The 11,808-nt window shown below is 68.7% G+C and carries 9 protein-coding genes; 3 read left to right on the top strand and 6 right to left on the bottom strand.

The features are described from left to right. From B2R83_RS08970 to B2R83_RS08950, 5 genes are all read right to left on the bottom strand, one after another. Positions 1-203: hypothetical protein (locus tag B2R83_RS08970; protein ID WP_292040258.1), on the bottom strand; the 203-nt coding region annotated here is incomplete at its 3' end. Next, entirely contained in the window at positions 200-3,868 is a 3,669-nt protein-coding gene (locus tag B2R83_RS08965; RefSeq protein WP_292040256.1) for a tubulin-like doman-containing protein, read from the bottom strand. The genes B2R83_RS08970 and B2R83_RS08965, both read right to left, overlap by 4 nt. An 18-nt stretch (positions 3,869-3,886) precedes the next feature. Then, positions 3,887-4,357, bottom strand: a complete 471-nt coding sequence (locus B2R83_RS08960; protein WP_292040253.1) for a hypothetical protein — start codon at positions 4,355-4,357, stop codon at positions 3,887-3,889. A 23-nt stretch (positions 4,358-4,380) separates the two neighbouring features. Further along, on the bottom strand, positions 4,381-5,871 hold the full coding sequence (locus tag B2R83_RS08955; RefSeq protein WP_292040252.1) for a hypothetical protein: 1,491 nt from the start codon (positions 5,869-5,871) through the stop codon (positions 4,381-4,383). After that, complete coding sequence (locus B2R83_RS08950) at positions 5,868-7,346, bottom strand: hypothetical protein (RefSeq protein WP_292040250.1); 1,479 nt, start codon at positions 7,344-7,346, stop codon at positions 5,868-5,870. Before B2R83_RS08950 ends, B2R83_RS08955 begins: the two co-directional genes overlap by 4 nt. Positions 7,347-7,567: 221 nt before the next feature. Here B2R83_RS08950 and B2R83_RS08945 point away from each other — a divergent pair, with 221 nt between their 5' ends. The 3 genes from B2R83_RS08945 to B2R83_RS08935 all read left to right on the top strand — a co-directional run bounded on the left by B2R83_RS08945 (position 7,568) and on the right by B2R83_RS08935 (position 11,365). Further along, positions 7,568-8,611, top strand: a complete 1,044-nt coding sequence (locus tag B2R83_RS08945) for a hypothetical protein (protein ID WP_292040247.1) — start codon at positions 7,568-7,570, stop codon at positions 8,609-8,611. 60 nt (positions 8,612-8,671) lie between these two features. Then, positions 8,672-9,856, top strand: a complete 1,185-nt coding sequence (locus B2R83_RS08940; RefSeq protein WP_292040245.1) for a GAF domain-containing sensor histidine kinase — start codon at positions 8,672-8,674, stop codon at positions 9,854-9,856. A 78-nt stretch (positions 9,857-9,934) separates the two neighbouring features. Then, positions 9,935-11,365 (top strand): serine hydrolase domain-containing protein, encoded by a 1,431-nt coding sequence (locus B2R83_RS08935; RefSeq protein WP_292040243.1) that lies wholly within the window; start codon positions 9,935-9,937, stop codon positions 11,363-11,365. Here B2R83_RS08935 and B2R83_RS08930 read toward each other — a convergent pair. Further along, positions 11,349-11,738 carry a MerR family transcriptional regulator gene (locus tag B2R83_RS08930; RefSeq protein WP_292040241.1) on the bottom strand — a complete coding sequence of 130 codons (390 nt, stop codon included), beginning with the start codon at positions 11,736-11,738 and terminating at the stop codon, positions 11,349-11,351. The two genes, B2R83_RS08935 and B2R83_RS08930, sit on opposite strands and share 17 nt — an antisense overlap. Between the last annotated feature and the right edge of the window lie 70 nt (positions 11,739-11,808).

Below are 11,808 nucleotides of genomic sequence, written 5' to 3'. Positions count from 1 at the left end.
GTCGGGGCGACCGTCGGCACGGGCGGCGGTGCGGCAGTCGGCGCCGCCGCCGGCGGTTTCGCCAGCACCGGCGTCACCGGCTGGACGGCCTGCTGCGCCGTGCCGCACCAGGGACAGAAATTCACCCGCCTCGGCATCAGGCGCCCGCAGTGCGGGCCGATGCAGCGGTAGACCGCGTCGTCTTGCACTGTGCCGTCCTTCATTCGGGATCCGGAATGCCGTCGCCGCTGCTACCCGGGACATCGTCCGGATCGGGAATCGCGTCGCCCAGCACCGCCGCCAGTTCAGGCAGCGCACCGACCGTGCTCCACTTGTCCAGCTTCGGGTTCCAGGCCATGTTCCAGGCGCGCGTCGCCCCGTCGATCTCTCCCCGCGCCGCCTGGCGCGCGATCTCGTCGATCGTGAAGGGGCCGCGCTGGGCGCCCTGCACGAACAGCTTGTAGCGTGGCCCATCCGCCTGCCCCACGGCGTTTACCACCGGCGCGGCCTTGGCCAGCTCCACCGCCGCCGCGGCGCGTCCCTGCAGCACCGCGGCCGCATGCGCGTCGCTGTGCAGGTACTGCGGCAGGATCACGCGCTTGTCCACCGGCCGCTCGACCTCCCAGCTGTAGGCGTCGCTGGCGGAATCCGGCACCGCCTCGGTCCACCCCTGGATGCTGCCGAGCGCGGTCTCGATCTGGCTCGACGACAGCGTCGGGTCGAGCGCGGCGGCGCGCCGGATCCACCCGTCGTACAGGCGGCGCGCGGTGATGTTCGGCAGCGAAGGCGACGGCAGCTGGGCGCCGGTCTCGTCCACCTCCAGGCGCGGCTCGTAGACGCGCAGCTGGTAGTAGCGCATCAGGGCCGCCAGCAGCACCAGCTGGTGCGGCCCCACGTTGGCCAGGCGGTGGCGCACTGCTTGAATAACCCCGTCGCGGTAGTACGGCGGCAGCCCGTTGGAGCGGATCGCAAATTCGTTGCCGATCTGGAGCCACTCGCCCGAACCCGGCTCGACCTCGAACAGGTACTGGCCGCGCGGCTGGAAGCTGGCCTCGCGGTCGCCCAGGTCGGCCTTGCGGCGGATGACGCCGAGGGCGATCGCCTGCAGGAACCATTCGTAGTCGTCGGCCAAGCGGTTCAGTTCATCCATCGAGGGCGACAGCGGATGGCGGAAGCGCGTGGCGTCGAAATGCAGGTGGGTCGGGATCTTCGGGTTCTCGATCTGGTACGAGGCGCGCCAGGTCGGCAGGCCGCGCAGCACGGTCATCGGGTAGCCCGAGAGCTCGATGTAGCACACCGCCTTGCCGGAAATCCCGGTGTTCACGACCGACAGCAGGTCTCCGTGGAAGTAGCCGGTGGGCACGGCGGCGCGCAGCTCGCCCTCCATCTTGCGCCAGGCGCTCACGTCCCCAACGCCGATGAAGCACTTGAACTGGTCGGCATTCGGCGTGAACTCGGCCGAGAAGCGCGCGTTCACCCAGGGCATGGCGCTGCGGATCCACTCGGCGAACACGCGCTGGCGTTCCTGGGGCGTCATGCTGTTCAGGCGCTCCAGCAGCGGGTCGCCAGGTGCCGGCTGCTCCAGCTCCTGGGTCGACAGCTGCAGCTGGGCGCGGCGGAACAGCTTGAGCAGCAGGTCGGCGCGCAGGCGCTCGTCGCCCAGCTGCGGGAACAGGCGTGCCGAACCGCCGAATTCCAGCAACACTTCCTCGCTCCAGCTGCTCACGTCGCTGCTCAAGCGCACCGGCGGCGGCAGCGTGTCGCTGGCCAGCTTGATGTAGGTGGCGTGCTCCTGGCGCGCATCGGCGCGCAGCTGGCTGATGCGCTGGTCGGCGGCCACCAGCATGGCCGCCACCATCCGCCGGCCTTCCTGGAATTCGCCGGCGACGCCGGTCCACTGGGCATTGCCGTGCTCGTCGGGCGCCTGCGGTTCGCCCAGCCAGGCCGACATATTGCGCATCACTTCGATCGACTGGTTGGCGGCGACCGCCAGCAGGTGGAAGCGCAGGTAGTCGGCGATGTCGCGCTTGAGGTGGTTCATGACTTCGCGCGCCTGCGGCTCCTTGCCAAACATGCGGCCGGCGGCCTGCGACAGGTTGTTCAGCGATTCTTCCACCTGGCGCGTGCGCAGCGCATCTCGGATGTCGCGGTAGCGGCGCCCGTTGCGCTCGGCATTGGCGATGTCGCGCTGCGACAGGCGCGCCTTGACCTGTTCCAGCAGCGACAGCACGAATTCCAGGCCGCCCTGCTTGCGGTCGTCCAGCAGCGCGTACAGGCGCTCGCGCACGCGGGTCTTCTGGCGCGCCGTGACCTCGCTCGTATGGCGCTTGATGCGGTCTTCGCTGGTCTCGGCGGTGGCGCCGGCTTCGCGGATGGCGTCGCGTTCCAGCTGCGGCAGCAATTCCGCCACCTGCTCGCGCCACTGGCGGATGTCGTAGGAGGCCATGATGCGGTCGACCTCGAGCTGCACCTTGCTCTCGACGCGTTCGAGCAGCAGGCGCCCGTCCTTGTCGAGCAGCAGCGTGCCGGTGAGCGCATATTCCGGGAAGGGCGTCACGTCCACGGTACCCTTGCGGAAATCTGGGAAGATGTCGAAGGGCCGCTCAGCCATGTCCATCTGCTCGCGCATGAAGCTGTCGCGTTCCTGGTCGCCGGCGCGGCGCGCATTGCCGTCGCTGCCGGCCAGGCCAAAGAAGGCCTTCACCATCAGCCCGGCCAGTTCGTAGGCGCGGATGTCGTCGCGCAGGCTTTGCTGGGTGTCGAGCACGGCCTGGCCAAAGGCCGAATACACCTTCGAATACGACAGGCGCATGTCGCCGAAGCGCTGCTCGGGCACGCGCGGGTTGTAGGGGCCGAGCTTGTGCTGCTGCTGGTTGACCGCCACCGAACGCTTGCGGTTGGCGAAATCGGCCGACGCGAAATCTTCGAACAGGGTGTCGGCCACCATCTGGTACACGTCCTTCACATCCAGGGTGGCCTTGTTGGCGAGGTTGGCGGTGTCGACGAAATACACGTCGTCGTAGGGCGCGCCGCGCCCGGTGATGCTGTCCGGGTCCATCCAGTGTACCTGCGCGTTCATGTCGCGCATGGCCGTCTCCAGCTCCATCAGGGTGGCGTAGGCATTGGCCTCGGTGCGTTCCTTGTTGGCCTTGGCGAAGCCGCCCGGCATCAGGAGCACCAGGTCGACCTGGCTGTCGGACACTTCCTGGCGCGCGATGGCTTTCGAGAGCCAGCCCAGGTCCAGCACGCTGCCGGCGCCGGTGCCGCCCGCGCAGGAGGCGATGACGACGATGCGGAACTTCGAGGTGTCGACCTGCAGGCCGAGGCGCTGGTAGTTCTCCTTGCGCTCGATGCCGGCATTGCTGCCCAGGGAATTCAGGGCGCCCTTGATGCGTCCCCTCAGCTTGGGGTACTTGTCGAACAAATAGAGCCGCGCCAGGGCGCGGATCTGGCCCGCCCCTTTCGAGGGATCGATGCCGAGCGAACGCAGCTTTTTCGGACGCAGCGGCATCCAGCTTTCGATCAGCGGGAAGCGCGCCAGGCTGTCGTCGGACTCGTGGTACTGGGGCAGGTCGAGCGGCTCGACCAGGCGCTCCTCGTCGGTCAGCTTCACCAGTTCGTACCAGGGATCGGTGCGCTGCGACTTGCCCTCGTCGATGACGGCATTGTTGTCCAGGTCGAAGTGCAGGAAGCGCGCCACCGGGAAGTCGGCGATCGACTCCACGCGCGTGGGGTTGTGCCGGTTCCAGACCGCCGACAGGATGCGGCGGCGGATGCGCATCATGACTTCCATGCCGGTGCCGCCGGCGCCGATGAACAGCGTCGGGCGCAGGTCGACCTTGAGCTCCGCTTTCGCGTTCAGGGCTGCTGGGTTGGGAAAATCTGCCATGTCGTTCTCTTTGAAGGATTACCGGCGGCCGATGAACAGGGCCGCGACCAGCGCCACCAGGCCCACCGCCACCAGGGGGCCGGTGACGGCGAAGGTCAGGAATTTGCTGGCGTTGATGATGGCCAGGACCGCGGCGGCCGACAGGAAGCCCAGGCCGACGAACAGCAGCCAGCCGGCGCTGCCCGCCGAGGAAGGCGCGACGCGCCGCACCACCAGGTGGTGCACGTAGGCGTTGCGCACGAAGAAATACACCACCAGCAGGATCACGAACACCACCGCGCCGATCGCCAGGTCGCGCGTCGAGGTGTCGGTGGCCGGCACCGGCGCCATGGTGGTCCCGGGCACCACCTCGACCGGGCGGCCGGCGCGCTCGCTCTCGCCCTGCGGCTGGGTCTGCGGCAGGGTGTCCTGGGGCGAGGCCGATTCTTCCGGCAGCTTGAAGCCGGGATCGGCGGGCGACGGCGCGGATGGTGTCTGGGGTCCTTGCATGGGGTTTCCTTTCATTGTTATTGTTAGCGGCCGAGCCGCACCTGCGCGCCCTCGCGCAGGTCTGTCAACTGATGGCCGAACAGCGTGGTTTTCAGCATCGCCACCTGGGCGCCGGCCTTGTCGTAAATCGGTTGCGTCGTGCCGGGACGAGCGCGCATGGTGCGCAGCTCGTCCTCGACCGTGACCTGGGCCACGCGTGGCCGCCCGTAGGCCCAGGCAGCGGCGCCAGCCGCGGCCAGCAGCGCCGCCGCCAGGCCGCCCAGGGCCGCCAGCGGCCCCATGCCGTAGTGGACCCGCACTTCGAGCGGCAGCACCGCGGTCGAGGCCTGTACGGTCGCCGGCGGCGTGAAGATGTCGGGCAGCGGGTCGCCCGGGAACAAGGCCGCCATGCGCTCGCGGAAATCCTGCGACAAGGCGAGGCGCTGGTTCGCCAGGTGCAGCTCGATGCGGCCCGGCAGCACATAGGCCGAGCCGGCCGACTTGAGCGCCTCCATCGACCATTTGTCGGGCAGCTGCGCCACCGGCAGCTGCATGGTCGAGCCGAGCGGCAGCGGCTTGCCCGGCGCCAGGTTCTCCACCCGGCTGCTGGCCAGCTTGATCGGGCGATCCTCGCCGGCCAGCATCGAGCGCGCGCCGAGGGTGGCCGAGACGATGGTGTACGGGTACATCGCATTCTCCAGGTTCCAACGCACGCTGGCCCTGGGAGTGCGCGCATCCGGATCGACGTCGGCGCGCAGCGCGCCTCCGGGCGCCTGCGAAAAGGACACGCCCGGCGCATCCTCCACCTGGGCCGGCGCCAGGCGCACGGTGTCGCGGTCGAGCGGTTTCAGGCGCGCCGGCTGCTCGGTGATCACGCGGGCGATGCGGCCCGAAGCCAGCAGGCCGTCGAGCGCACGGCTGCCCTCCTTGCCGACCGCGAAGGCATACACCATCAGCCCGTTGGCCTGGTAGTGCTTGCCCTGGACCGGCATGCGCAGCGGGAAGGCCACCACCTTGTCGATCGCCTGTCCCTTGTGGATCAGCTCGTAGAATTCGCGGTTGCGCGCGGCCGTGGCCTGGTCGTTGTTCGGGCTGTTGCGGTTATTGGTCACCAGCCAGACGATGCCCGGCTTGCCGCCGAGCGCCGTCGTGATGGCCGCCTGCACCGCTTCGCCGAGGTCGGTGTCGGCCAGCGCGCTGCTGTTCGGCTTGCGCGCGGTGTCCAGGTTCGCCAGCGCGCCGCCCACGCGGCTGCGCACCGTCTCATCAATCGCTTTCATCGACAGCAGCGCCTTCGGTGAGGGCGCGCCGGGCAGCGACTGGTTGAAGGCAGCCAGCACCAGCGCGTCGCCCGGCTGCACCACGGCGCCGGCCAGGGCGCCGACGAGCGGCTTGAACTGGCTCTTCGGGTCGCTGTAGAAGGGTTCCATCCAGCCCGAGTTCTGCACCAGGAAGACATGCGGCGTCGCCCACGCCCCCGCCATGGCGAACAGCGCCGCCAGCGCGGCAAGCAAGTGCTTGAAGCGCGCCCTCATGCCGGCTCTTCCAGGCGCCAGCCGCGCATCGCGTTCCAGTCCGGATGGTGCAGCCACAGGCAGCCGTCGTAGACGAAAGGCACGCACTCCAGTGGACGCGACAGGCGCACCACTTCGTCGAGGATCACGTTGCGGCGGCCGATCCATTCGACCGTGGTGCGGGCGATCGTGCGCTCTTCCAGCGCATCCTCGGCGCGGCCGGTGACCTTGTGCATGCGCAGCACCAGGCCGCTCGGCTGGCTGCGGTTGTTGTTAAAGGCGCGCAGCAGCGGCAGCACCAGGGTTTCGTCCTGGTTCAGGTCTTCCACGTGTTCGCCCGACCAGGGCTCGTCGAGCACCGGGTGGCCGCGCCGGAACAGGAAATTGGCGAAGCCCAGGCGCGCGCCGTCGATCGGCGCCGTCTCCGGCCGCTCGCTGCCGAGTTCGAGGAAGGAGTAGCCCTGGCCGTCATGGCCGATGTGCCACAGGCGGCCGTCGCGGCTCTGGGTCGGCCCGCCGAAGGCCAGGCGCGGTTGCCAGCCCGGCGGCCAGGGCGTGAACAGCGGCGGCTCGCCCGGACGCCAGGCCAGTTGTCCCTGCTCGTGCAGCCAGAACAGGCGCCCGTCGTAGCCGATCGGACGCGACCAGCCGCTTGCGGGAACGTCGGGGCAGGCGAATTCCTCGACCGCATCAAGATCGATGCGCGCGCTCCACAGGCGCACCATGCCTTCCGGCGCCACCAGGCAGGCGATGTGGCGGCGCATGGCGCCGGGCGCCGCAACGACCGGCGCCTGCAGCACGGGTTCGAGACGGTAGGATTCGCTGACAGGATTGATCCACAGGCGCTGCAGGCCCGCGTTGGTCGGCACGATGGCGACTTCGCCGCGGCGCGGCTCCAGCACCGGCAGCCATGCATAGCTGGAGACGGTGAAGGCCAGGCTGGCCGCCCCATCGTCCGGCGCCATCACGTGCCACAGGCCGGCCACCGGGTCCCAGTACTGCAGCACGCCGCGGGTATGCGCCAGCGCCAGCAGGCGCTGCTCCGGAAAGCCGTAGTGGGCGGCGGCGAACACGCAGTAGGCGTTGGGCGGCGTCGGCATGCTCAGGTCGCAGCGGCCGGGGTGCGGCGCGGCCGGACGTTCCTCCAGGCTGTCGCCGAGCGGCAGCGACGTGACCGGCAAGCCATGCGGCACATGGCGCGGCAGCATGGCATCGGCACCCGGCCCCCACCAGCCGGGCTGGCGCGAAGGCGTGCCGGGAAGGCGTTGCAAGGGCTTGCCGCAGTTCGGGCAGAAAACGAAACCTTCGGGGTAGATGGGCGCGCAGCCGCAGCTGGTCGGCAGCGAGGCGCCGAGCAGGCGGGCAACGTCGGGCAGGCGGCCGGGCGCATGGGCCTGCCAGTCGATGCGGCCCAGCCCTTCGCTGGCCAGCAACGCAAACTGTCCCTGCTCGTCTTCCTGCCAGACACTGGCAGGCGTTTCCCATCGGTATGTCATTCTCGCCTTTTCGCCCAAATAATTGATCAACATCTAGCCTGATGGGGCAGTTGTTGTTGCTCAAATCATAGCGCCGGGCACTGCCGCGCGGCGCGCCGTACACGGGGTAGCGTGCCCTGACACCTGAAGGATCAATAGACGAGCCAAAAACGGGCTGAAGCGCGGAACTTTTGGCCAACGTACGTATAATGGCGGCGATTTCGCCTCCATTTCCGCTCAACATGCATACGCCAGTTTCACCAGACCTCCCCGCGCCCGCCGTCGACGCCGCCACCGCGCACCTGCGCGACATCCTGGCGCTCGCGCTCGAACACGGCCCCGGGCAGCGGGCGCTGGTCGTGTACGACGAACGCACTCCCCTGTCGCGCGCCCTGACCGAGGCATACCGCCGCAACCTGGGGGAAGCAAGCTTCATCGACTTCGACAGCGCCACGCCGGAGGCGGTGCTGGCCGCCTTTCGCGCGATGGGGCCGAAGGACCTGGTGGTGCTGGTGCAGTCGACCAACTTCCGCCTCGACGGCTTCCGCATCCGGGTCGAGCTGTTCAAGCTGGGGCTGAAGGTGATCGAGCACGTGCACCTGTCGCGCATGCCGGGCCCGCAGTCGGAGCACTACATCGAAGCGCTGGCCTACGATCCAGCCTACTTCCGCGGCACCGGGCGTGCGCTCAAACGCCGCATCGACGCGGCGCCGCATGGGCGGGTCGAGGGCGGCGGCGAGACCCTGCATTTCAGCTCGGCCTTCGAGCCGGCCAAGCTGAACGTGGGCGACTACAGCGAGATGAACAACGTCGGCGGCCAGTTCCCGATCGGCGAAGTGTTCACCGAGGCGCTCGACCTGGAGGCGGTGCACGGCCGGGTGCAGGTGCACGTCTTCGGCGATACCAGTTACCGCTCGAACCGCCCGGACCTGCCGGTGACCCTGGTCGTCGAGCGCGGGCGCGTGGTCGGCACCGAGAACGCGACGCCGGCTTTCCAGGAAGTGCTGGACAAGATTACCCTTGATGAAGGCGAGGTCTGGGTGCGCGAACTGGGCTTCGGCCTGAACCGGGCCTTCACGCGCGCGCGCCGCGTGGACGACATCGGCACCTACGAGCGCATGTGCGGCATCCACCTGTCGCTCGGCGCCAAGCACGGCGTCTACCCGAAGCCGGGCTTCAAGCGCAAGGACGCGCGCTACCACATCGACGTGTTCGCGGTGACCGACGCCGTCTACCTGGGCGAGGAACGAGTTTACGCGGAGGAAGGATGGATTTGTAACAACTAGTTTTTCTTCGCGCCACAAGTGCTACCATGGTTCGTTTGCAATTGTTTCGTAGGGCGTTCTATGGCAGCAAATGCACTAAACTGCGTCGACGAAATCCAGGCAATCGGTGCGGTGCCGAAGATCCTGGAAACCGTCGCCGCCATGACCGGCCTGCGCTTCGTGTGCATCGCCCACGTCACGCAGGATTCCTGGACCGCCTGCGCGGTGCTCGACAAGCTCGAATTCGGGCTCAGGCCGGGCGACCCGCTCGACGTCACCACCACCCTGTGCGAGGAAGTGCGCGATACCGGCGCCGCCGTGATCATCGACCACGTGCGTGAAAGCGCGCAGTACTGCGAGCACCACACCCCGCGCATCTACGGCTTCCAGAGCTACTTCTCGATTCCGGTATTCCGTCCCGACGGCCAGTATTTCGGCACCCTGTGCGGACTCGATCCGGAACCTGCCCGGCTTACCGATGCCGTCACCGTCTCGACCCTGCAGTTGTTCGCCGAACTGATCGCCAAGCAGCTGGAAGGAGAACGCTCGCTGGGCGAAGCACGCGCCGCCCTGCTGGACGAACGCGAGACGGCCGAGCTGCGCGAGCAGTTCATCGCCGTGCTCGGGCACGACTTGCGCACGCCGCTCGGCTCCGTGCTGTCGGGCACCGAGATCCTGCTGCTGAAGCACCAGGATCCGTCCACCCGCCAGGTGGTCGAACGCATCCGCCGCAGCACCCGGCGCATGGCGGCCCTGGTCGAGGACGTGGTCGACTTCACGCGCGGCCGCATGGGCGGCGGCATCGCGCTCGACCTGCGCATGGTGAAGGGCGCCGACCTGCGCCTGTATGACGTGGTGGACGAACTGTCCGGCGTCTACCCGGAGCGCACCATCGACACCGCGATCCAGCCCGGCATGTCGCTGCACTGCGACCCGGAGCGGCTGGCGCAGCTGCTGTCCAACCTGCTGAAGAACGCCCTGGTGCACGGCAGCGCGCACCATCCCGTATTCGTGGTCGCCCACGTGCGCGAGGGCCAGTTCACGCTGCGCGTCACCAACGGCGGGCCGGACCTGAGCCCTGCCGTCGTCGCCCAGCTCCTGAAACCCTACTGGCGCGCGGCTTCGCGCGCCGGCAGCGAAGGCCTGGGACTCGGCCTATACATCGTCGACCAGATCGCGCGCGGCCATGGCGGGACGATCGACATCGGCTCGAGCGCCGGATCGACCTCGTTCACCTTCACGATGCCGGCGGAAGCCCGGGCTTGAGAAGGCGCTTGCGCCGCCTGCCGTATTTACCGATACTGTTGCTGATGAGGTAACTCGACAACAGTCAAGGGAGACGGCATGGACGCAAGGTGGATGGTGCGCGGATTCGCGGCACTGGGTATGAGCATGCTGGCGTGCTTGCCTGCACAGGCACAGGACGCGGAGTCCATCGCGCGCATCGAACGCGGCCTGCGCCCCGCCGTGGCGATCCAGGGCGCGAAACTCGAGACCCGTACGCTGGCCGCCGAGATGGCGCGCCTGAACGTGCCGGGCGTGAGCGTCGCCGTCATCCGCGGCGGCAAGATCGCCTGGGCCAAGGGCTATGGCGTGACGCACGCGAACGGCGCCCCGGTCACCCCGCAGACCCTGTTCCAGGCCGCCTCGATCAGCAAACCAGTGGCGGCCATGGCGGCCCTGAAGATGGTCGAAGCGGGCCAGCTCGAGCTCGACGCCGACATCAACACCGTGCTCACCAGCTGGAAACTGCCGCCGGGACCGGCCAAGCGCCCGGCTAGCTTGCGCCAGCTGCTGTCGCATACCGCCGGCACCACGGTCTCGGGCTTCCGCGGCTATGCGGCCGGCGTGCAGGTGCCGACGCTGCAGCAAGTCCTGGAAGGCGCAGCGCCGGCGAACAGCGGGCCGGTACGCATCGAAGGCATGCCCGGCGACGCCTGGAACTATTCGGGCGGCGGCTACACCGTGGTCCAGCAGGCCATGATCGACCGTTCCGGCCGGCCCTTCGACGCGCTGATGGAAGAGACGGTCCTCAATCCGCTCGGCATGAGCGACAGCAGCTTCGCCCAGCCGCTGCCCGGCGCCTTGCTGGCCCGCGCCGCCCTGCCCCACTCCGAAAACGGCAAGCCCACGGCGGGCGGCGCCCACACCTATCCCGAACTGGCGGCGGCCGGGATGTGGACGACGCCGACCGACCTTGCGAAGTTCGCGCTTGCGCTGCAGCGCGGCGCGGCCGGCGCCGACGGCGTGCTGTCCCCGACCATGACGCGCACGATGCTGCGGCCGGTGATGAACAACTATGCGCTCGGCCTGCAAATCGACGGCAAGGCGCCGCAGCACGCTTTTTCCCACGGCGGCAGCAACATGGGCTACCAGAATACGCTGTACGCCTACGTCGCGCGCGGCGACGGTGCGGTGGTGATGACCAACGGCGATGGCGGAGCCCAGCTGGCGCAGTCCGTCATCCGCGCCATCGCGGCCGAGTACCGCTGGCCGACCTACCAGACCGTGATGCGCAAGGCGATCGCGCTGCCGGCGGCAACGCGCGCCAAGCTGGCCGGGCGCTACGAGATCAAGGACCTGGGCGGCTTCGAGATCGCCGAGCGCGAGGGCAAGCTGATGGTGGCGCTGCGCGAGAACCAGTGGGAACCGCTGTATGCCGAATCGGCGCGCAAGCTGTTCGTGCTCTCGCGCGAGCTCGAGCTGCACATGGAAAACCAGGGCGGCCGCCTGGTCAGCGGTTCGTTCAACGTGGCGTTCAAGCGGGTTCGCTGAGCTTGTCCACGGCTGGATTGCGCAGCGGGCAGGCATCGAGCGGCTCGGCCAGGCGTTGCGCCAGCCCTGCCCGCAGTTCGGCCAGGCCCGCGATACGCGCGTCGATGTCCGCCAGCTTGCGCGCCAGGGCGGCGCGCAGCTCGGCGCCGGAGCTGGCCGGGTCGCCCAATAGGGGCATGCCGGCCTCGATCTCGGCTAGCGTGAAGCCGAGCGACTGGGCGGTGCGCAGGTAGCACAGCCACTCGACCGCCTCCGGCGGATAGTCGCGGTAGCCGTTCTCGCGCCGGCGCGCCGTCAACAGGCCGCGCGCTTCGTAGAAGCGCAGCGCGTCGCGGCTCAGGCCGGTGGCTGCGGCCAGTTCTCCAATCTGCATGGCTCGTTTCCGAAAAATCGCTTGACCCTCGAGTGTACTCCAGGCTTGAGGATGGGGACTTCGTTATCCC

Source organism: Massilia sp. UBA6681 (assembly GCF_002454935.1).
Classification (GTDB): domain Bacteria; phylum Pseudomonadota; class Gammaproteobacteria; order Burkholderiales; family Burkholderiaceae_D; genus Telluria; species Telluria varians.
Note: the sequence above shows the minus strand (reverse complement) of the source record. Positions and strands in the feature narration are given on the sequence as shown.

Coding starts and splice junctions, on each gene's coding strand:
- B2R83_RS08965 (WP_292040256.1), bottom strand. CDS start 3,868: ATGGCAGATTTTCCCAACCCAGCAGCCCTGAACGCGAAAGCGGAGCTC.
- B2R83_RS08960 (WP_292040253.1), bottom strand. CDS start 4,357: ATGCAAGGACCCCAGACACCATCCGCGCCGTCGCCCGCCGATCCCGGC.
- B2R83_RS08955 (WP_292040252.1), bottom strand. CDS start 5,871: ATGAGGGCGCGCTTCAAGCACTTGCTTGCCGCGCTGGCGGCGCTGTTC.
- B2R83_RS08950 (WP_292040250.1), bottom strand. CDS start 7,346: ATGACATACCGATGGGAAACGCCTGCCAGTGTCTGGCAGGAAGACGAG.
- B2R83_RS08945 (WP_292040247.1), top strand. CDS start 7,568: ATGCATACGCCAGTTTCACCAGACCTCCCCGCGCCCGCCGTCGACGCC.
- B2R83_RS08940 (WP_292040245.1), top strand. CDS start 8,672: ATGGCAGCAAATGCACTAAACTGCGTCGACGAAATCCAGGCAATCGGT.
- B2R83_RS08935 (WP_292040243.1), top strand. CDS start 9,935: ATGGACGCAAGGTGGATGGTGCGCGGATTCGCGGCACTGGGTATGAGC.
- B2R83_RS08930 (WP_292040241.1), bottom strand. CDS start 11,738: ATGCAGATTGGAGAACTGGCCGCAGCCACCGGCCTGAGCCGCGACGCG.